This is a genomic window from Micromonospora sp. WMMC250 (genome assembly GCF_027460215.1).
In the GTDB taxonomy this organism is placed as follows: domain Bacteria; phylum Actinomycetota; class Actinomycetes; order Mycobacteriales; family Micromonosporaceae; genus Micromonospora; species Micromonospora taraxaci.
Genome location: NZ_JAPZBJ010000002.1, coordinates 4,226,594 through 4,246,796, shown reverse-complemented (window position 1 = coordinate 4,246,796; position 20,203 = coordinate 4,226,594). Strand labels below are relative to the sequence as shown.

Below are 20,203 nucleotides of genomic sequence, written 5' to 3'. Positions count from 1 at the left end.
ATGGGACGCCGAAGGCGCGGGTCGGCAGGCTAGGCGGACCCCGCGTAGGAGAGTCGCGCGGAGTTCGGGACGACAGCTGTGGAGCCGCGCACCACCAGCTCCGGGCGGAACAGGTACTCCGAGTGCGGAGCGCCGTGTCCGTTGATCTCGTCCACCAGGGCTCGGACGGCGGCCACCGCCATCGCGGTGACGGGCTGCCGCATGGTGGTCAGCGGCGGATCGGTGAAGGCCATCAGTGGTGAGTCGTCGTAGCCGACCACGGAAAGATCATCGGGCACGCCAAGGCCGCGTTGGCGGGCCGCCCGGATCGCGCCGAGCGCCATCAGGTCGGAGCCACAGACGATGCCGGTGACGCCCCGGTCCAGCAGTCGGCCGGCCGCCGCCTCGCCACCCTCCACACCGAACAGTGACAGCTCGGCCAGTGGGCCCAGGTCAGCTCCGGGGACGCCGGTCAGGCGGGTCATCGCGGCGCGCCAGCCGGCCACCTTGCGTTGCACGGGGACGAAGCGGTCGGGGCCGGTGACCAGGCCGATCCGCCGGTGCCCGAGCGCCACGAGGTGGGCGACGGCCAGTTCGGCCGCCTCGCGGTCGTCGCAGGAGACGAAGGGTGCGCCGATGCCGGGCACGTACCCGTTGATCATCACGACCGGCATCGGCCGGGCGAGAAGCGCCCGGTAGCGGTCGTGGTTGGCGGCGGCGTCGGCGTGCAGACCGGAGACGAAGGCGATCCCGGAGACCTGCCGGTCCAGCAGCATCTCGACGTACTCGTCCTCGGTGACGCCGCCGGCGGTCTGGGTGCAGAGCACCGGTGTGAAGCCGCTCTGCGCCAGGGTCGACTCGATGACCTGGGCGAAAGCGGGGAAGATCGGGTTGTCCAGCTCTGGCACCACAAGGCCGACCAGGCCGGCGCTGCGCTTGCGCAGCCGGGCCGGGCGCTCGTAGCCGAGCACGTCGAGCGCGGTGAGGACGGCCTTACGGGTCTCCGAGGCCACGCCCGGGCGGTCGTTGAGCACCCGCGACACCGTCGCCTCGCTGACGTCGGCCTGCTGGGCGATGTCGGACAGTCGAGCGCGCATGGCGGCACTGTATCTGCAAGCTCTCCCGATGCCATCCCGGCGACGAACGCCTACCGCCCGCTGATCTCCGTCGCCATCGCGTTCAGGACGGTCGCGGAGTCGCGCCGAGCAGGGCCCCCACGCCGGTCAGGTAGGTCGCGCGGTCCGGGACGCCGGTCAGCAGGCGCTGGATGAACCAGCCCGGAACGAGGCCGAACAACGCCGCCCCGGCGGCCTCGGGGTCGGCGTCGGCCGGGAGTTCGCCGGACCGTTGGGCCCGCCGGACCAGGGCCGTGAAGTGCTCCCGGAAGCCGGTGTACGTCTCGGAGACGAAGGCGGCGAGTGCCGGGTCGCGCTGCGACTCGCCCCAGACCTGGATCGCGATGCGCAGCGCCCCGTCCTCGCCGAGCTGGGTCTCGATGTACGCCAGCACCCGGTCGAGCACGGCCAGCAGCGGCAGCGGCGGGTCCTGCCGGGTCAGCTCGGTGAGCACCTGACCGGCGCCGCCGATCGCCTGCTCGGCGATCGCGTTGATCAGGTCGGTCTTGCTCGGGAAGTAGCGGTAGACAGCACCCACCGACAGCTGGGCCTCGGCGATCACGTCCTGCATGGAGGTGCGGTGGAAGCCCTCCCGCAGGAAGCAGCGGCGGGCAGCCTCGACGATCTGCTGACGGCGGGCGGTGCGGTGTTCTTCGGAGACCCGTGGCACGTCGCACAGTGTAAAGCGAACATTCGTTCTTGACACATCCGCGGCGGGCGGTGCACTCTCAAATCCGAGAACGAGCGTTCGTTTTAGGAGGCCGTCATGCCCGCGTCACCCACCCGCGGTCGCCCGCCGTTGCAGCTCGCCCTCCTGATCGCCGCCCTGGCGGTGGCGATGCAGGCGCTGCTCGTACCCCTCTTCGCGGCTCCGGCGGCCAACCTCACCCCTCGCGACCTGCCGATCGCCGTCGCCGGGCCGGCTCCTGTCGCCGGCGACCTGGCCGGCCGGCTCACCGCGGCCCGTCCGGGCGCGTTCGCCGTCACCAACCTGGCGGACGCCGAGGCGGCCGACCGGGCGCTGCGCGACCGCGAGGTGTACGCCGCCTTCGTCGTCGGCCCGGACGGCATCGCCCTGCACACCGCGCCGGCCGCCAGCCCGACGGTCGCCGCCCTGCTCGCGGAGGCGGCCGGGCAGCTCTCCGCCGGCCGGCCGGTGCCGGTGGTACCGGTGGTCCCCGCCGATCCGGACGACCCCCGGGGTGCCGGCTTCGCCGCCGGTTTCCTGCCGTTCGCGATGACCAGCCTGCTGGCCGGCGCGCTGCTGACAGTGCTCGTACGTCGGCGGGCCGCCCGACTGGCCGGGCTGGCGGCCTACGCCGTGCTGGCCGGGGTGGCCGGCGTCGTCGTGCTGCACGACTGGCTCGGCGTGATCGGCGGGAGCCGACTCGCCGAGGGGTCCGTGATCGGGCTCTTCGCGCTCGCCGCCGCGGCCACCGTCGCCGGGCCGGGTGCGGTGCTCGGCCGGCCGGGGATCGGGCTCGGCGCGCTGCTGGTGTTCCTGGTCGGCAACCCGCTCTCGGCCGTCTCCGCCGCTCCCGAACTGCTGCCGCAGCCCTGGGGTGAGGTGGGGCAGTGGCTTCCGGTCGGCGCGGGTGGCACCGCACTGCGGTCGGCGGCCTTCTTCGAAGGTGCCGGCGCCGGGCGGGCAGTGGCGATCCTCGCCGGGTACGCGGTGGTCGGCCTGCTCCTGGTGCTGTTCGGCCGGCGGGCCGGGGCGACGCCGGCGGTCAACAACCCGGCGGCGGCCGAACGCTCCGAGGTGGTCGCGTAGCCCGGGTGGCCTGCTCGGTGGGCCGGGACACGCCACGCCACCCGACCCCCTACTACAAACCGTCGTTGATAGGAGAGGATGAGCGACGTGGAAGCACTTCGACTAATCCTTCTCTATGTCCATCTGATCGGCTTCGCTCTGCTGCTCGGCGGCTCGATCGCCCAGTACGTCAGCGGTCCGATCCGGATCAACCAGGCCATGCTCTGGGGGGCGGCGATCCAGCTGCTGACCGGGCTCGGACTCTCCGCCCCGCTCCGCGACGGAGACGAACCGGCACCGGCCAAACTTGTGACGAAGCTGGTCATCGCTTTGCTGATCTTCGTCATGGTCTTCTTCTCCCGGAAGCGGGACGCGGTGAACCGCGGCCACTTCCTGGCAATCGTGGGCCTGACCCTGGTCAACGCGGCGGTCGCGGTCTTTTGGCGGTAACGTCCGGGGAGGGGGTCGCCCCCGAAAAACGGACGTTGCGGACGCCTTGGCGCTCGCTTACCAGCACGAAGAGTGACGTGCCCCACGCAAGGGTTACACCCGGGTAACAGGCGCTCAACAGTCGTGCACGATTGTCGGCCGGTGGGTGGGCGCGGGCGTACGCTCCCGTCCGTAACGTGGGACAGCCGGCGGCACACCCGCAGGCCGGCTGATGGGCTGCCACCGCACAAGGCGCGGTGAGCAATGGGAAGGAGACGTCTTGCGCTCGGTGCGTGGGATGCGGATCGCCTCGATTATCGCGGTGGGTGGGCTCGCGCTCACCGCCGCCGCTTGTGGCGAGGCCCCCGAGGATGACAACAACGCCGGCAGTGGCGCCAAGAAGTTCAGCGCCTGCATGGTGACCGACGTCGGCGGCATCGACGACAAGTCGTTCAACACCTCGGCCTGGAAGGGCCTGCAGGAGGCCAAGGCCGCCAACGACAACATCGACATCAAGTTCGTCGCGTCGAAGGCCGAGGCCGACTACGAGCCGAACCTGACGCAGTACGTCAACCAGAAGTGCGACTTCATCCTGGCGGTCGGCGGCCTGATGGCCAACGCCACCTCGAAGATCGCCAAGGCGAACCCGAACCAGGAGTTCGGCATCGTCGACGCGAACCCGGGTGACGCCAACGTCTACCCGATGCAGTTCGACACCGCCCAGGCCGCGTTCCAGGCCGGTTACCTGGCCGCCGGGATGAGCAAGTCCGGCAAGGTGGGCACCTACGGTGGTCTGCCGATCCCGCCGGTGACCATCTTCATGGACGGCTTCGTCGACGGTGTGACGCACTACAACAAGACCAAGGGCAAGAACGTCCAGGCGCTGGGCTGGAACAAGGAGACCCAGAAGGGCTCCTTCACCAACGACTTCGCCAAGCAGGACGAGGGCAAGAAGGTCTCCGACGCGCTGGTCGCCCAGGGCGCGGACATCATCATGCCGGTCGCCGGCGGCTCCGGCCTCGGCACCACGGCCGCGGCCAAGGCCTCGGGTGGCAAGTACAGCACCATCTGGGTGGACGTCGACGGCTGCGAGAGCACCCCGGACTGCTCCGCGATCATCACCACCGTGGTCAAGAACATCCCGGAGGCCGTCAAGGAGGCCGTGCTCAAGGCCGCCGCCGGCGACAAGCTGCCGGCCAAGCCGGGCTTCGTCGGCACCCTGGCCAACAACGGTGTCTCGATCGCCCCGTACCACGACTTCGACAGCAAGGTTCCGGCCGAGCTGAAGGCCGAGGTCGACAAGATCAAGGCGGACATCGCCGCCGGCACCATCACCGTCACCTCGAAGGCCCAGCCGACCAAGTGACAACCGGCCGGCCCCTCCGGTGAGATCATCGGTGGGTCGGCGGGGGACAGGTACGACCGATCGGCCGCTTCGGCCCTGCGGGTGACCGTGGGGTCGGAGCGGCCGATCGCGCACCACGTCGGCCGGGCCGTTCCGGCCGGGTTGACGGCAGCTACGCTGCACCATCGCTCGCACTCCAGGAGGTTGCGCTGAGACTCGAACTGCGCGGCATCACCAAGCGGTTCGGTGATCTGGTCGCCAACGACCACATCGACCTGACGGTGGAGCCTGGAGAGATTCACGCCCTCCTCGGCGAGAACGGCGCGGGCAAGTCGACCCTGATGAACGTGCTCTACGGGCTCTACCAGCCCGACGAGGGCGAGATCCTGGTCGACGGCAAGCCGCTGAAGCTGAAGGGCCCGTCCGACGCGATCGGCGCCGGGATCGGCATGGTGCACCAGCACTTCATGCTGGTGCCGGTCTTCACCGTCGCCGAGAACATCATGCTCGGCGCCGAGCAGACCCGGGGCGGCATCGCCGGTTTCCTGGACCGGCGGCGCGCCCGGCGCGAGGTCGCCGAGGTGTCCGAGCGCTACAACCTGCGGGTCGACCCGGATGCGGTGATCGAGGACCTGCCGGTCGGCATCCAGCAGCGGGTCGAGATCGTCAAGGCGCTCACCCGCGACGTCGACCTGCTCATCCTGGACGAGCCGACCGCGGTGCTGACCCCCCAGGAGACCGAGGAACTGCTGACGGTCATGCGGTCGCTCAAGGCGGCCGGCAAGTCGATCGTCTTCATCACCCACAAGCTCGGCGAGGTCAAGGCCATCGCCGACCGGATCACGGTGATCCGACGCGGCAAGACCGTCGGCACCGCCTCACCGGAGGCCAGCCGCGACGAGTTGGCCGCGCTGATGGTCGGGCGCAACGTCCGGCTCACCGTCGACAAGGCCCCGGCCACCCCGGGCGAGTCGGTGTTGGAGGTCGCCGGCCTGGTCGTCGACGACGACCGGCAGATCCGCGCGGTCGACGGGGTGGACCTGACCGTGCGCGCGGGTGAGGTGCTCGGCGTCGCCGGCGTACAGGGCAACGGCCAGACCGAGCTGATCGAGGCGATCATGGGTCTGCGGCCGGTGCTCGCCGGCACGGTCAGCCTGGCCGGCGACCGGATCGACGGCTGGAAGCCCAAGAAGGTGCTCCGGGCGGGCGTCGGTTACGTGCCCGAGGACCGCAGCGTGGACGGCCTGGTCAAGGAGTTCAGCGTCGCGGAGAATCTGGTGCTGGACATCTACGACCGTCCGCCGTTCGGTGCCGGGCTCGCGCTCAAGCCGGACGCCATCGCCGCCTCCGCGAAGGAGCGGATCGAGCAGTTCGACGTCCGTACCTCATCGGCCGACGCGGCGGTGGGCACCCTCTCCGGCGGCAACCAGCAGAAGGTGATCGTGGCCCGGGAACTGTCCCGGCCACTGAAGCTCTTCATCGCCGCCCAGCCGACCCGTGGCGTCGACGTCGGGTCGATCGAGTTCATCCACAGCCAGATCATCCACGAGCGGGACATCGGCACCGCCGTCATGGTGGTCTCCAGCGAACTCGACGAGGTCATCGGTCTGGCCGACCGGATCGCTGTGATGTACCGCGGTCGGATCATCGGCATCGTGGGTCCGGACACTCCGCGCGAGGAGATCGGCCTGTTGATGGCCGGCATCAGCCCGGACACCGCACACGAGGCCGTCGCGGCACCCGCCGACAGCGAGCCCGACGCGGCAGACGGGCACCCGGCGAGCGACGCAGGCTCCGCGAGCGAGGACAAGGCATGACCAACCCTTCCAACCCGCAGTCGGGCTCCCCGGACAAGGAGCCGGCGAGCGAGGCGCAGGCCGCGCAGAACGCGCTCGGCAACACCGAACGGGCCGAGGTGGCGACGCAACCGGACCGCTCCGCCGCGAAGCCGGAGCAGGACCCGGAGCCGAAGCCCAGCCTGGGCCGGTTGTTCATGGACAACCTCTGGGCGGCCAACACCTTCACTGTGACGTTGCTGTCGCTGGTGCTGGCGATCGTGGTCGGTGCGGTGCTGATGATCATTTCTGATCCGGCGGTGCTGTCCACGTACTCGTACATCACCTCGCGCCCGTCGGACGCGATCACCTCCAGCTGGACGTTGGTCAGCGAGGCGTACGCGAACCTGTTCAAGGGTTCGGTCTTCGACCCCGAGGCTTTCACCGGCTGGTTGAACGGCACCAACGGGTGGCAGCCGGTGCTCGCGCCGATCTCGGAGACGCTCACCTACACCGCGCCGTTGGTCTTCACCGGTCTGTCGGTGGCGCTGGCCTTCCGGGGCGGCCTGTTCAACATCGGCGCACAGGGTCAGGCCACGATCGGCGTGATCATGGCGGCGCTGGCCGGTTTCCTCCTGCCGCTGCCCCCCGGCCTGCACCTGCTGGTGGCGGTGCTGGCCGGCGCGTTGGGCGGAGCGATCTGGGGGTTCATCCCCGGCATCCTCAAGGCCCGCGCCGGCGCGCACGAGGTGATCAACACGATCATGCTCAACTACGTCGCCACGTACTTCCTCACCTGGCTGATCGTGCAGAACGGCGTGCAGGACCCGACCCGTACCGACGCGATCAGCAAGGCGGTCGACACCTCCGCCCAGCTGCCCCGACTGCTCGGCGACAACCTGCGGGTGCACGCCGGCATCCTGCTCGCCGTGCTGGCCACCTGGGCGGTCGCCTGGCTGCTGAACCGCTCGACGCTCGGCTTCGAGCTGCGGGCGGTCGGCGCCAACCCCGACGCCGCACGCACCGCCGGCATCAGCGTCACGCGGACGTACATTCTGATCATGGTCTTCGCCGGCATCCTGGCCGGTCTCGGCGGCTCGAACATGGTGCTCGGCTCCACCGCCAGCGCGTTGACCCCGCTGGTGGTCGCGCAGATCGGCTTCGACGGCATCCTGGTGGCGCTACTCGGACGGGTGAAGCCCTGGGGGGTTCTGCTGGCCGCGCTGCTGTTCGGGGCGTTGCAGGCCGGTGGCAACCGGATGCAGTCGTACTCCGGGATCTCACTGGAGCTGGTGACGGTGCTCCAGGCGCTGATCGTCATCTTCATCGCCGCGCCGGCCCTGGTGAAGGCGATCTTCCAGCTCCGGGCCGCACGCGCCGCCCGGTTGCAGACGAGCCTGGCGAAGGGCTGGTAACTCATGTCCACCATGGCTGTCCCCGACATCGCCGTCGCTCCGGTCGACGAGGGCTTCTGGACCCGTAGCCGCAAGGTCGGCATCACGCTGCTGGGTCTCGGTCTGCTGGCGGCGGTGCTCTTCGGTGCGCTCGCCACCGACCAGCAGGCCCGGTTCACGCTCAGCGACGACGCGGCCGGTGCCGCACTGGAGATCAACGGCACGATCGGGGCGATCCTGTTCGGGATCATCACGATCGCCGCCGGTGCGGCGCTGCTCGCCGGTGTGCCGAAGCGGTGGTTCCTCCCGGTGCTCGGCGTCGGGCTCGTCGCCTTCGTGCTCTCGTTCCTCTGCTGGCAGGTGTCCGCAGCGCCGACCGGGCAGAACTTCATGCCGCTGGTCAACATCATCCGGGGCACGTTCATCCTGGCCCTTCCGTTGATCTTCGGCGCGCTCGCCGGGGTGCTCTGCGAACGCTCCGGCGTGGTCAACGTGGCCATCGAGGGTCAACTGCTGATGGGCGCCTTCAGCGGTGCGTTGTTCGGCAGCATCTCCGGCAGCGTCTGGGTGGGCCTGGTCGCCGCTGCCATCGGCGGCGCGTTCATCTCGCTGCTGCTGGCTGTCTTCGCCATCCGCTACCTGGTCGACCAGGTCGTCATGGGCATCGTGCTGAACCTGCTGGCGGTCGGCGTCACCGGCTTCCTCTACGAGCGGCTGATGCAGACCGACGCGGCGAAATACAACAGCGCGCCCCGCTTCAGCAACTGGGAGATCCCGCTGCTGAAGGACATTCCGGTGCTCGGGCCGGCGCTGTTCCGCGGCAACATCTTCCTCTACCTCGGGCTGCTGCTCGTGCTGGTGATCCACATCGGGCTCTTCCGCACCCGGTGGGGTCTGCGGACCCGCTCGGTCGGCGAGCACCCGATCGCCGCCGACACGCTCGGCGTCAAGGTGCTGCGGGTGCGCTACCGCAACGTGCTGCTGGCCGGAGTGGTCGCCGGTATCGGCGGCGCGTCCTACACGCTGGCGCTCTACTCCTTCACCAAGAACATGATCGGCGGTAAGGGCTTCATCGCGCTCGCCGCGTTGATCTTCGGCCGGTGGAACCCGACCGGGGCGCTGCTCGCCGCGCTCTTCTTCGGCTTCGCCGACCAACTCGCCACCTACCTGGGTGCGATCAGCAGCTCGATCCCCAGCCAGTTCCTGGCCATGCTGCCCTACCTGGCGACCATCCTGGCCGTCGCCGGGCTGGTCGGCCGGGTCCGCGCACCGGCCGCCGACGGCAAGCCGTACATCAAGGGCTGACGCCCGAGCCGTGCCCGGCGGGCTTCCGCCGGGCACGCTCGGTACGCCGTCCAGCCCTTCCCACACGTTCCATGGTCAGGTGATGAGAACTAGGTTTCAGGGCCGTCCCTCACCTACTTCTCATCACCTGATCACGAAGGCGGGAGTGGAGGCGGGTGTCGGGGCGGGAGCCCTGCTCGCTCCTGACCTGGGCTACCTGGGCAGAATGGCGGCATGAGCGACATTGACTGGGCGCGGTTGCGCGCCGCCGCGACCGACGCGATGCGGCACGCGTACGCGCCGTACTCGACGTTCCCGGTGGGCGCCGCCGCGCTGGTCGACGACGGCCGTGTGGTGGTGGGTTGCAACGTGGAGAACGCCGCCTACGGGGTGACGCTCTGCGCCGAGTGCGGAGTGGTCTCCAGCCTGCACGCCACCGGCGGCGGTCGACTCGTCGCGCTGTCCTGCGTCGACGCCACCGGTGAGCCGTTGATGCCGTGCGGTCGCTGCCGGCAGCTGCTCTGGGAACACGGTGGCCCGGAATGCCTGATCGAGACCAAGGGCGACCCGCTGCGGATGGCCGAGCTGCTGCCGCACGCCTTCGGCGTCGAGGACCTGGAAGCCGTCACCGGGGAGACTCCGGTGCCGGTGGTCCCTGAGCGGCTTGCCGCGTGGCGCGGGCGCGGCACCGTCTTCGTGCACGCGGACATGTCCGCCGGCCAGCAGGTGTGGACGGCGTACTGGGAACGCTCGGCCGGGGACGACGCGGGCGCCGAGACCGGTGTGCTGGAAGAGGCGCCGAGCTGGGATGATCCGGCCGAGGCGATCACCTGGGGGATGGCACGCACTCCCCGGGTCGTGGTGGTCGACGCGACCGGCACCATCTTCTGGGCCGGCGAGGGGGAACCGCCTGCTGAGATCCCGGTGCGCTGGGGTTGATTCTGGCTGCGGTTGGGGGCGGGGGCCGACCGTACCCGGCTCCGGGCGGTCAGGCTTGATCCCTTCGCCGGGCACGGTCGGCCCCCGCCCCGACGTGGTCAGCGGCCGTCGGTCGGGATCTGCAACAGACGAGGGAAGATCTTTTGATGAGTGGTTTTGCTGCTGTTGATGTTATTCGGGCCAAGCGCGACGGCGGGGTGTTGTCGGACGCGCAGATCGACTGGGTGGTCGACGCGTACACCCGGGGGGCGGTCGCGGACGAGCAGATGTCCGCGCTGGCGATGGCGATCCTGCTCAACGGCATGACCGGCCCGGAGATCGCCCGGTGGACTGCCGCGATGATCGCCAGCGGTGAGCGGCTGGACCTGTCGGCGGTTCGCCGGCCGACAGTCGACAAGCACTCCACCGGCGGCGTCGGCGACAAGATCACCCTGCCGCTCACCCCGTTGGTGGCGGCCTGCGGCGCGGCCGTGCCCCAGTTGAGCGGCCGGGGTCTCGGGCACACCGGCGGCACGTTGGACAAGTTGGAGTCCATCCCGGGCTGGCGGGCCACGGTCAGCAACGACGAGTTCATCGAACAGCTGGACAAGGTCGGCGCGGTGATCTGCGCGGCGGGTGCCGGGCTCGCCCCGGCGGATCGCAAGCTGTACGCGCTGCGCGACGTGACCGGCACCGTGGAGGCGATCCCGCTGATCGCCAGCTCGATCATGAGCAAGAAGATCGCCGAGGGCACCGGCGCGCTGGTCCTCGACGTCAAGGTCGGTTCGGGCGCCTTCATGAAGTCCGTCGACCAGGCCCGTGAGCTGGCGCGCACCATGGTCGAGCTGGGCGGCGCGCACGGCGTCCGGACGGTTGCCCTGCTCACCGACATGTCCACCCCGCTCGGCCTCGCGATCGGCAACGCCGTCGAGGTGACCGAGTCGGTCGAGGTGCTAGCCGGTGGTGGGCCGGCCGACGTGGTGGAGCTGACACTCGCCCTGGCCCGGGAGATGCTCGACGCCGCAGGCCTGCCGGACGCCGACCCGGCGGCGGCGTTGCGCGACGGTCGGGCGATGGACTCCTGGCGGGCGATGATCCGGGCGCAGGGCGGCGACCCGGACGCGCCGATGCCCGAGGCCGCCGAGGTCGAGGTGGTCCGCGCCGAGCGGGACGGGTACGTCGCCGCCGTCGACGCGTACGCCATGGGGGTTGCGGCGTGGCGGCTCGGTGCGGGTCGGGCCCGCAAGGAGGACCCGGTCAGCGTGCCGGCCGGTGTGGTGTTGCACAAGCGGCCGGGTGACCCGGTGCGGGCCGGTGACGCCCTCTACGAGTTGCGTGCCGAGGACGCGACGCGGATCCCGGCGGCGTTGGCGGAGGCCGCCACGGCGGTGCGTGTCTCGTCGACCGCTCCGGCGTCGACGCCGCTGGTCATCGAGCGCATCGGCTGACCGAACAGGGGCCGGGGTGGGCATGGTGTCGATCACCTGGGAGCGCTATTGTCGCAGGCCAAGGGGGGACCACCGGCCCTGCGCCGGCGCGAGCAGACAGGAAGACCCGCCGTGACCGTTGCTGCCCCCGACCCGCGTGAGGTGCGCGAGGCGAGCCTGGAAGAGCTGTCCCGGCTCGGTCTGCCTCTGCCGCCGGCCCAGTTTCCGCTGGTGTGGGAGCCGGGTGACGAGATCGACCTGCGGCCGACTGGGGAGATCGAGGCGCGGATCGCCGTCCTGCACCTGATCCTGGCCCGGTGCTTCGGGATGCCCCCGCAGGCGGCGATGAGCTGGCTGCTCGGCTCACACCTGGTCGAGATGGTGACTCCGCCGGAGTGGCAGTTCGTGATGGGCGGCAAGGGCGACCACCGTTCGTTCGTGCTGCACCACGACGCGCTCTTCGCGCTGGCGTGGGTGCTCGGGTTGAGCAAGCAGCTCGACCCGACGCTGGCCGTCGACGAACGGTTGGTCGAGCGGCTGCCGCACATCGCCGGTGGGGAGACCTTCCCGCACTGGCGCTCCCGGATCCTCACCGCGCCGCAGCACCCGGCCGACGCGGCGGCTCTGCTCGACCTGCACTACTGCCTGGACTGGGCCTACCTGGAGACCGAGCGTGACGGCCGCAGGGCACCAGGCCTGGTCGACGCGAACGCGATCGGGCAGCGCCGCTGGGCACTGGAGTGGGCGGTGATCCTGCGCGGGCCGTACCACGACGAGCCCCCGGGCTGGGAAGAGGTCGACCTCTCCACCTGAGGTCAGCGGGGCCGGTACGCGGCCACCCGCACCGCTACCGTCACCCGGACGGGCTCGGGCAGTGCGGCCAGTCGCCCGGTGCGGGAGACCTGATCGGTGTGCCACGCGCTCGGGCCCATCCCGACCAGGCTGGCGGCCTCGGTCCGGGTCAGGGCCAGCTCCGCCCGGTGCACTGTGGAGCTGACCGGCGTGAAGTGCCCGCCCAGGCTGCTGGTCACCCGGTCCGCCTTCTCCGGGTCCACCCGGAGCAGGTCGAGCGCGTCCACCAGCTCGGCGAGGTGGTCGGCGTCCGGTGTGACCACGAGCAGGGTGCCGGCCGGATCGAGCACCCGGTGGAACTCCGGGCCGTTGCGCGGAGCGAAGACGTTCAGCAGCACCGCCGTCGAGGCGTCGGCCAGCGGCAGCCGCTGCCAGGTGTCGGCGAGCGCGGCGGCGGCCCGGGGGTGCGCGCGAGCGGCGCGCCGCAGCGCCGGCTTGGACACGTCCAGGGCCAGACCCACGGCGTCCGGCAGCGCCGCCAGCACCGCGCCGAGGTACCGGCCGGTGCCGGCGCCGGCATCCACCACCAGGGGGTACGCGCCGACGTCGGTGGTCGAGGGCTCGGAGCGTACCCCCGCTGGTGCGTCCTTTGCTCTGCTTACCTCGAGGCGACGCCCCTGGTCGGAGACCGGTGCCTCGGTGGGAGCGCAGCCCGGGGGGCGCGACGCGTCGAGACGGCCGACGGCCTCCGTGGCGGCGGTGGCGAGCGCGGCGGAGATGACGTCGTAGTGACCGGCGGCCTGGAAGTCCTCCCGGGCCGCGATCATCTCGGCGGTGTCCCCGACGTGCGGGGCGCGACCGGCGAGCAGGTTGACGTAACCCTGGCGGGCGATGTCGAAGCTGTGCCGGCGCGGGCAGCGCAAGGCTCGGGCGGTGCCGGCGGTCGTCTCGCTCAGCGGTTCGCCGCAGACCGGGCAGCACATCCGGCGCAGGATCCGGGGATCCACGTCAGGCCGCCGGCTCGTGCCGTGGGCGGGGCTGCTGACCTGCCAGGTGGTCCACCACCCGGTGGGTGAGCGCGCCGAGCGCCTCGATCTCGGCGGGGGTGAGCAGGTCGATGAGGTTGCGGCGCACGGCGGCCAGGTGGCCGGGTGCCGCGGCCTCGATGGCCTCCCGGCCGGCCGGGGTGAGCGCGACTATCGAGCCGCGGGCGTCGTCCGGGCACTCCTGTCTGGTCACCAGGCCGCGTTGCTGCATTCGGGTGAGGTGGTGGGAGAGCCGGCTGCGGGACCAGAGCATCCGGTCCGCCAGATCGCGGAGCCGCAGACGTCCCTCCGGTGATTCCGAGAGGTCGGAGAGCACGTCGTAGTCGGGCTCGGAGAGACCGCTGTCCTGTGTCAGGTCCCGGGCCAGCTCCAGGTCGAGCAGGCGACGCATCCGGCGGTAGCCCCGCCAGGCGCGGTCCTCCCGCTCGTCCAACCACCGTGGCGCGTCCATGCCGCCAGCGTACCGGGATCGTTGACATGTCATCGAATCGCCCCCTACGGTCGATGACATGTCAACGAATGACCTCTGGCAGCTCTTCGGCGAACGCGGACGCGGAGTGCTGGTCACAGTCCGCCGTGACGGCCGACCCCAACTGTCGAACCTCGACTACCTGGCCGAGCCGGGGCTCATCCGATGCTCGACCGTCGGTGACCGCGCCAAGGCCCGCAACCTGCGCCGAGACCCCCGGGCGAGCTTCCACGTGACGACCAGCGACGGTGGCGCGTACGCGGTCGCCGACGGCACCGCCACCCTCACCCCACCCGCCGCCACCGAGGACGACGACACCGTTCGGGAACTGGTCGAGGTCTACCGGCGCATTCGTGGCGAGCACCCCGACTGGGCGGAGTACCGGGCCGCCATGGTCGCCGACGGTCGAGTGGTCATCCGACTCACCGTCGAACGCGTCTACGGCTGGCCCGGATGAGCGGCCTGCTCGGATGGGTAGGAGCTGGCTGACTAGGGTCTGAGCATGGTCGCAACAATCCGGTACGAGGACATCGTCAAGGTTCCGAAGGCACTGCTGCACGACCACCTCGACGGCGGGCTGCGGCCGGCGACAATCGTCGACCTGGCCGCCGAGGTGGGCCACGAGCTGCCCGGAACCGAGCCCGAGGCACTGGGACGCTGGTTCGCGGAGGCGGCCGACTCCGGTTCCCTGGAGCGCTACCTCGAGACGTTCGCGCACACCGTCGCGGTCATGCAGACCGCACCGGCGCTGCGGCGGGTCGCCCGCGAGTGTGCCCTCGACCTGGCGGCCGACGGGGTGGTCTACGCCGAGGTGCGCTTCGCCCCGGAGCAGCACCTGGAGCAGGACCTCAGCCTGGACGAGGTGGTCGAGGCGGTGCTGGCCGGGTTCGCCGAGGGCACCGCCCAGGCCGTCGAGGCGGGCCTGAGTATCCGGGTGGGCACCCTGCTCACGGCCATGCGGCACGCCGCGCGATCCCAGGAGATCGCCGAGCTGGCCGTGCGGCACCGGGACGCCGGGGTGGTCGGCTTCGACATCGCCGGCGCCGAGGCGGGCTTCCCGCCCACCCGGCACCTGGACGCCTTCGAGTACCTCCAGCGGGAGAACTTCCACTTCACCATCCACGCCGGCGAGGCGTTCGGGCTGCCGTCCATCTGGCAGGCGATCCAGTGGTGCGGAGCGGACCGGCTCGGCCACGGGGTACGGATCGTCGACGACATCGCCCCCGACGGCGCGCTCGGTCGGCTGGCCGCGTACGTCCGGGACAAGCGGATCCCCCTGGAGCTGTGCCCCTCCTCGAACGTGCAGACCGGAGCGGTGTCCTCCATCGCGGACCACCCGATCGGCCTGCTGCGGGACCTGCGCTTCCGCGTGACGGTCAACACCGACAACCGGCTGATGAGCGGCACCTCCATGTCGCGGGAGATGTCGCTGCTGGTGGACACCTTCGGCTACGGCTGGAAGGAGTTGCAGTGGTTCACCATCAACGCGATGAAGAGCGCCTTCATCCCGTTCGACGAGCGGCTCCGGATCATCGATGAGGTGATCAAGCCGGCGTACGCCAAGCTGCTGGCCTGACCGCCTCAGCCGTGGGGGTGGCCGGCGAGCAGGCCGGCCACCCGGCGCAGCACCTCGCGGGCGCGGGCCGCCTCCGCGCCCAACCCGGTCTGCCGGCGCAGGACGGCGGGCTCGGCCCGGAGCAGCGCCACGCCCCGCCGGACCAGCACCCGGGGAGCCTTGCGCTGCTCGGACAGGTCACGGGCCAGTCGGCGGAGGAAGGTCGCCCCGCGCGGACGACGCAACGCGTACGCCCCGGCCAGCAGCCCACGACGACGGCACTCCTCGACGATCTCGGCGGCGAAGATCCCTTCGGCCACGAAAAGTGGCGATCCGTCGACATGGAATGGCCGGGTGGCTACCCGCCGGTCCGCACCGATCGCATAAACCGGCACATCGGCTCGGCCTTCACGGGCGAGTTGGGCAATGATTTCCACCGCTGTCGAGGCGTCCCAGGACTGAGGGGATTCCCAATCCACCTGGCCGTTTCGTCGCGGCAACGTAGGGTCATCGCCGTCTTTGTAGAAGTCGTCCAAACAGAGCACCGGTAACCCGGTTTGCTGCGCTATGTACGACTTTCCGGAGCCCGAAGGGCCGGCGAGCAGGACAACACGGTGCGGATGTTCCATTACCTTCAGTTACTCCGGCCAGACGGACTGCTATCAAATCGCATCAACATCTCATCACACCTTCGGTCCGGGACAACCTGGGCTTTCTTCTTGCCGACGGGCGTGATGGAATCTCGGGGGTCCGACCCGCCGGGTCGGTCGCTGGGCGTTGCCCTGGGCAACGCGTTGAAGCTGTAATCGCGAGGGCGGTGTTGTGAGCAAACGGCCAAAGATGGCGGGCTCCCTCCTGTCGCGGCTGCGCCAGCCGGCCAGCCGGCTCGGGGACATGCCGATCTGGTCCAAGCTCGGTCTAATCATGATCGTGCCGACCATCGCCACGGTCGTGGTGGGCACCAGTGGTCTGGTCGACCACGTGGAGACGCTCAACAATGCCAACCGGGCCGGCGACCTGGCGAATCTGTCGAGCTATTCAGGTGACCTGGTCGACAGCCTGCAGGACGAGCGCACCGCCGCCGTGCTGCTGCTGGGCGCGGACGGGACGCAGCCGACGGCCCAGTACCAGGAGGCCTACAACCGGGTGAACTCCCGGGTGGACCAGGACGCGATCCCCTACCGGCAGCAGCGGGCCGACATCGAGGACCTGCCGAGCAGCCTGGACGGTCTGCTCGACGGCATCGACCAGAACCTTCAGGACCTCTCCGGCGTCCGCAGCCAGGTCTTCAACGGCAAGCTCGCGCTCACCGAGACCGTGCAGGCGTACGAGGGTCTGATCAGCGACCTGCTCGCCATCCGTGACTCGGCCACGCAGCTCGCCGGCGACAACGACCTGAGCGACCGGATGCGCGCCGCCGCGGCGGTCGCCCGGGAGAAGGAATTCCTCGCCGTACGCCGGGTCGTGGTGCACCGCGCGCTGGGTGTCAAGGGCGGAAAGCGCCTGACGCCGGCGCTGCGCACCGACTACATCGCCAGTGGCACCGGCCAGCAGCAGGCGCTGCAGAGCTTCAAGGCCGTCGCGACCCCGGACGACGCGAAGTTCCACGACCAGACCGTCGCCGGCGGCGACCGTCGGCAGGCACAGAACTACACCGGCTGGATCGACGGCAACACCACCGGCGACATGCGTGGCGCGCCGTTCGGCCCGGACCAGTGGGAAGCCGCCATGACGGCCAACGCGAAGCTGGTCCGCACCGTCGAGACGAAGCTCGACAGCGAAGTGGTCAAGGAAGCCGACGCCCTCCGCTCGGACGTCCAGCGCCAGGTCTTCCTGGAGACCGGCCTGCTGCTCAGCATGCTGCTGCTGGCCATCCTCTTCGCCTACCTGGTCGCCCGGTCCATGGCCCGTTCGCTCCGCGAACTGCGGCAGGGTGCCCTCTCCGTCGCCCAGTACGGCCTACCGCAGGCGGTTGCCCGACTGCGTGACCCGCAGGTCGTCGGGCAGCTCACCCCGGTGCAGTTGGCGAACCAGATCGCCGAGCCCCTGCCGGTCCGCAGCCGTGACGAGTTCGGCCAGGTGACCGAGGCGTTCAACGCCGTCCACCTGGAAGCCGTCCGCACGGCCGCCGAGCAGGCGGCACTGCGTGCCTCCGTCGCGACCATGTTCGTCAACCTGGCCCGCCGTTCACAGATCCTGGTCGACCGCCTCATCGGGCACCTCGACCGGCTGGAGCGCGGCGAGGAAGACCCGGACCGCCTGGCCGAGCTGTTCCAGCTCGACCACCTGGCCACCCGAATGCGCCGCAACGACGAGAACCTGCTGGTGCTCGCCGGTGCCGACTCCACCCGCGTGCAGCGGGAGCCGGCCGCGCTCATCGACGTGCTGCGCGCCGCGCAGTCCGAGGTCGAGCACTACACCCGGATTGAGTTCGGCGTCATCGACCGTGACATCGAGGTCGCCGCGCACGCGGTCAACGACCTGGTGCACCTCGTCGCCGAGCTGTTCGACAACGCCACCGCGTTCTCTCCGCCCGACTCGCAGGTGATGGTCGAGGCCCGCCGGGTCGGCGACCGCGCCTCGCTCTACGTCGAGGACCGCGGCATCGGCATCAGCGCCGACCAGCTGCACGACCTCAACGAGCGGCTCGCGACGCCGCCGCAGGTGGACGTGGCCGTCTCCCGGATGATGGGCCTGGTCGTGGTCGCCCGGCTGGCCTCCCGGCACGGCGTCCGGGTCGAGCTGCGCCCGGGCTCCGACCGTGGCACCGTTGCGGACGTCACGCTGCCCACCTCGGTGCTGGTGCCCCGGGCGCTCTCCGGTCGGGTGCAGCAGCCCCCGGCTCTCCCCGCGGCCGGCGGCCCCCAGCAGAACGGGCCCGCCCCCGTCTTCGGCGCGCTGCCGGCCCTGGGCAACGGCCCCCGTCCGAGCGAGTCCGGCAACCAGGTCACCCTCGGCGGTCGTCCGTTCGAGCCCGCTTCGCGCAACGGATCCGGCACCCCGGCCAACGCCGGCGGCTACCGCTCGATGCCGGCCTGGTCCGACCTGACCGGTGCCGCCGGCGCGAACGGCGTCAACGGTGGCGACGGGTTCACCCCACGGCCCGCCAACGGCCAGGGCATCGACCCGCTGCCGCAGCGTCGTGGCGGGGACGACGGGCCGAGCACCGGCCAGCAGCCGTCCATCCCTCGGCAGTTGCCGAGCAGCCCTGAGACGCAGCCGTACTCGGCGCCCCCGGTTTCCGCGCAGCCCTACTCCGGCGCGCCGGTCTCCGCCTCGCCGGCCTCCGGTCAGCCCTACTCCGGCCAGCCCTACTCGGGAGCTCCGTACACCGGTCACCCGGTGTCCGCGGCCCCGGCCTCGGGCCAGCCGTACGCCGGTCCGCCGGTGTCCGCCTCGCCCGTGTCGGCGTCGCCGGCGTCCGGTCAGCCGTACTCGGGTCAGCCGTACTCGGCGCCGCCGGCCTCCGGTCAGTCGTTCAGCGGGTTCACGCCCCGGTCGGCCCCGCCCGCGCCGGCTGCCGGTGCTCCGGCGCCGCCGGCCTGGCCGCCGGTACCGAACGGGGAGCGGGACGCGGCCACCCCGCCGGTGCCCGAGCGGCTCGCCGCCGCCCTGGACATGACCACCGAGCTGCCGCGCGTGCCGCGACCCGGCGAACAGCCGTCCGCCGCAGCCGCCCAGCCTCCGGCTCCGGCCCAGCCCTCGGCTCCGGCTCCGGCTCCGGCTCCGCAGAGTCGGCCGGCTCCGCAGCAACCGCAGGCCCAGAACCGCCAGCGGTACGCGGACGAGACGATGGAGCTGCCGATTTTCCGGGAGCTCGAGTCGGCCTGGTTCCGTACCCGCCGCCCGGGTTCGGAGGAGGGCGCCGCCGGCCCCAAGCCGGCGACGAACGGCGACAACGCGACCCAGCAGTTCGCCGCCGTCGAGGCCACCGGTCAGGCAGTCCACAAGACACCACCCGGGACGACAGGTAACACACCGATGGCAGACACTCCGACGGCCGGAGGGCCGCGGGGCAACGGCTCCACAGCGAACGAGGGCGGTCGCCCCAGCCTCGCCGAAAGCCTGCCGAACCGCCGGCCCCAGCCGCAGACCAACGGCTGGCAGACCGCGGCCGACGACGGCTGGCGTGCTGCCTCGGCGGCGGCTGACACGGTGCCGGTGAGCGAGACCACCACGACCGGTCTGCCGAAGCGCAAGCCGATGGCGCAGCTGGTGCCGGGTGCCGTGGAGAAGCCCACCACCTCGGTCCAGCGGCGCTCCCCGGAGGCGGTCCGTGGCCTGCTCTCCGCCTACCACCGGGGCGTGCAGCGAGGGCGTAGCACCTCGGACAACCCGACCAACCCGGAGGCGACTTCGGGTGGGCAATCCTCGCAGTCTGGCTCAGGCCCGGTGGCCGGGAGCGGGCAGAAGGAGCAAGAAGGATGACAACTACTCAGGATCTTGGTTGGCTTTTGGCCAACTTCGCCGACCGGGTGCCCGGTGTCGCGCATGCGGTCGCCGTCTCGGCCGACGGCCTCCTCCTGGCGTCGTCACGGGACCTGCCGCGCGACCGGGCCGACCAGCTCGCCGCGATCTCGTCGGGTCTGGTCAGCCTGACCCAGGGGGCAGCCCGCTGCTTCGAGGGAGGCGCGGTGTTGCAGACCGTCGTGGAGATGGACAATGGCTTCCTGTTCCTGATGTCCATCTCGGATGGCTCGTCCTTCGCCGTGCTGGCTGCTCGCAGCTCCGACGTGGGCCAGGTCGGCTACGAGATGGCGCTGCTGGTCGACCGGGTCGGTGACGCTCTGACCCCGCAGCCGCGTGCGGCTGCGGGAATGCTGGGTTGACGCCTCGCCGATCGATGAGGTCGGCACAACTGCAACGACAACAACGACGGGTTTCACCGGTGGGAGCCGGTAACGGGTGCGAAGGAGGTGAGC

17 protein-coding genes and 1 pseudogene are annotated in these 20,203 nt (G+C 70.9%); 13 read left to right on the top strand and 5 right to left on the bottom strand.

The features are described from left to right. Positions 1-71: 71 nt before the first annotated feature. Positions 72-1,076: pseudogene (locus O3438_RS18915) on the bottom strand (LacI family DNA-binding transcriptional regulator); the annotation flags it as partial. An 82-nt stretch (positions 1,077-1,158) separates the two neighbouring features. Next, positions 1,159-1,764, bottom strand: a complete 606-nt coding sequence (locus tag O3438_RS18910) for a TetR/AcrR family transcriptional regulator (RefSeq protein WP_269681198.1) — start codon at positions 1,762-1,764, stop codon at positions 1,159-1,161. Positions 1,765-1,860: 96 nt separating this feature from the next. Between O3438_RS18910 and O3438_RS18905 the strand changes: the two genes are divergently transcribed. The 9 genes from O3438_RS18905 (at position 1,861) to O3438_RS18865 (ending at position 12,232) form a co-directional block, all read left to right on the top strand. Next, the gene (locus O3438_RS18905) at positions 1,861-2,868 is read left to right on the top strand and encodes a hypothetical protein (protein ID WP_269681197.1); all 1,008 of its coding nucleotides are present in this window, start codon (positions 1,861-1,863) and stop codon (positions 2,866-2,868) included. Between the two features lie 87 nt (positions 2,869-2,955). Beyond that, on the top strand, positions 2,956-3,297 hold the full coding sequence (locus tag O3438_RS18900; RefSeq protein WP_145786243.1) for a hypothetical protein: 342 nt from the start codon (positions 2,956-2,958) through the stop codon (positions 3,295-3,297). A gap of 277 nt (positions 3,298-3,574) precedes the next feature. Beyond that, a complete protein-coding gene (locus O3438_RS18895) occupies positions 3,575-4,642 on the top strand; it encodes a BMP family lipoprotein (protein WP_269683684.1) in 1,068 nt (355 codons plus the stop codon). Between the two features lie 188 nt (positions 4,643-4,830). Next, positions 4,831-6,438, top strand: coding sequence for an ABC transporter ATP-binding protein (locus tag O3438_RS18890; protein WP_269683683.1), 1,608 nt, complete (start codon positions 4,831-4,833; stop codon positions 6,436-6,438). Beyond that, entirely contained in the window at positions 6,435-7,811 is a 1,377-nt protein-coding gene (locus O3438_RS18885) for an ABC transporter permease (protein WP_269681196.1), read from the top strand. Before O3438_RS18890 ends, O3438_RS18885 begins: the two co-directional genes overlap by 4 nt. A gap of 3 nt (positions 7,812-7,814) precedes the next feature. After that, positions 7,815-9,095, top strand: coding sequence for an ABC transporter permease (locus O3438_RS18880; protein WP_269681195.1), 1,281 nt, complete (start codon positions 7,815-7,817; stop codon positions 9,093-9,095). Between the two features lie 213 nt (positions 9,096-9,308). Continuing rightward, positions 9,309-10,013, top strand: coding sequence for a cytidine deaminase (locus O3438_RS18875; protein WP_269681194.1), 705 nt, complete (start codon positions 9,309-9,311; stop codon positions 10,011-10,013). A 146-nt stretch (positions 10,014-10,159) separates the two neighbouring features. Continuing rightward, positions 10,160-11,440 carry a thymidine phosphorylase gene (locus O3438_RS18870; RefSeq protein ID WP_269681193.1) on the top strand — a complete coding sequence of 427 codons (1,281 nt, stop codon included), beginning with the start codon at positions 10,160-10,162 and terminating at the stop codon, positions 11,438-11,440. Between the two features lie 111 nt (positions 11,441-11,551). Continuing rightward, entirely contained in the window at positions 11,552-12,232 is a 681-nt protein-coding gene (locus O3438_RS18865; RefSeq protein ID WP_269681192.1) for a DUF4272 domain-containing protein, read from the top strand. A 2-nt stretch (positions 12,233-12,234) separates the two neighbouring features. On the opposite strand, the gene O3438_RS18860 is transcribed toward O3438_RS18865, so the two are convergent. Both O3438_RS18860 and O3438_RS18855 read right to left on the bottom strand, forming a co-directional pair. Further along, entirely contained in the window at positions 12,235-13,218 is a 984-nt protein-coding gene (locus O3438_RS18860) for a putative RNA methyltransferase (protein WP_269681191.1), read from the bottom strand. Between the two features lies 1 nt (position 13,219). Then, positions 13,220-13,708, bottom strand: a complete 489-nt coding sequence (locus O3438_RS18855; RefSeq protein ID WP_145786249.1) for a MarR family winged helix-turn-helix transcriptional regulator — start codon at positions 13,706-13,708, stop codon at positions 13,220-13,222. Between the two features lie 58 nt (positions 13,709-13,766). Between O3438_RS18855 and O3438_RS18850 the strand changes: the two genes are divergently transcribed. Beyond that, on the top strand, positions 13,767-14,183 hold the full coding sequence (locus tag O3438_RS18850) for a PPOX class F420-dependent oxidoreductase (protein WP_269681190.1): 417 nt from the start codon (positions 13,767-13,769) through the stop codon (positions 14,181-14,183). A 45-nt stretch (positions 14,184-14,228) separates the two neighbouring features. After that, positions 14,229-15,302 (top strand): adenosine deaminase, encoded by a 1,074-nt coding sequence (locus tag O3438_RS18845; RefSeq protein ID WP_269681189.1) that lies wholly within the window; start codon positions 14,229-14,231, stop codon positions 15,300-15,302. 5 nt (positions 15,303-15,307) lie between these two features. On the opposite strand, the gene O3438_RS18840 is transcribed toward O3438_RS18845, so the two are convergent. Then, positions 15,308-15,601, bottom strand: coding sequence for a hypothetical protein (locus O3438_RS18840; RefSeq protein WP_231924438.1), 294 nt, complete (start codon positions 15,599-15,601; stop codon positions 15,308-15,310). Between the two features lie 502 nt (positions 15,602-16,103). Here O3438_RS18840 and O3438_RS18835 point away from each other — a divergent pair. Together O3438_RS18835 and O3438_RS18830 are read left to right on the top strand one after the other, a co-directional pair. After that, entirely contained in the window at positions 16,104-19,709 is a 3,606-nt protein-coding gene (locus tag O3438_RS18835; RefSeq protein ID WP_269681188.1) for a sensor histidine kinase, read from the top strand. After that, positions 19,706-20,110 (top strand): roadblock/LC7 domain-containing protein, encoded by a 405-nt coding sequence (locus tag O3438_RS18830; RefSeq protein ID WP_030329023.1) that lies wholly within the window; start codon positions 19,706-19,708, stop codon positions 20,108-20,110. The genes O3438_RS18835 and O3438_RS18830 overlap by 4 nt, the downstream gene beginning before the upstream one ends. Positions 20,111-20,203 lie beyond the last annotated feature (93 nt).

Bases quoted from the DNA above. Each gene is read 5' to 3' on its own strand.
- O3438_RS18905 (WP_269681197.1), top strand. From the start codon at position 1,861: ATGCCCGCGTCACCCACCCGCGGTCGCCCGCCGTTGCAGCTCGCCCTC.
- O3438_RS18895 (WP_269683684.1), top strand. From the start codon at position 3,575: ATGCGGATCGCCTCGATTATCGCGGTGGGTGGGCTCGCGCTCACCGCC.
- O3438_RS18885 (WP_269681196.1), top strand. From the start codon at position 6,435: ATGACCAACCCTTCCAACCCGCAGTCGGGCTCCCCGGACAAGGAGCCG.
- O3438_RS18880 (WP_269681195.1), top strand. From the start codon at position 7,815: ATGTCCACCATGGCTGTCCCCGACATCGCCGTCGCTCCGGTCGACGAG.
- O3438_RS18875 (WP_269681194.1), top strand. From the start codon at position 9,309: ATGAGCGACATTGACTGGGCGCGGTTGCGCGCCGCCGCGACCGACGCG.
- O3438_RS18870 (WP_269681193.1), top strand. From the start codon at position 10,160: ATGAGTGGTTTTGCTGCTGTTGATGTTATTCGGGCCAAGCGCGACGGC.
- O3438_RS18855 (WP_145786249.1), bottom strand. From the start codon at position 13,708: ATGGACGCGCCACGGTGGTTGGACGAGCGGGAGGACCGCGCCTGGCGG.
- O3438_RS18850 (WP_269681190.1), top strand. From the start codon at position 13,767: ATGTCAACGAATGACCTCTGGCAGCTCTTCGGCGAACGCGGACGCGGA.
- O3438_RS18845 (WP_269681189.1), top strand. From the start codon at position 14,229: ATGGTCGCAACAATCCGGTACGAGGACATCGTCAAGGTTCCGAAGGCA.
- O3438_RS18830 (WP_030329023.1), top strand. From the start codon at position 19,706: ATGACAACTACTCAGGATCTTGGTTGGCTTTTGGCCAACTTCGCCGAC.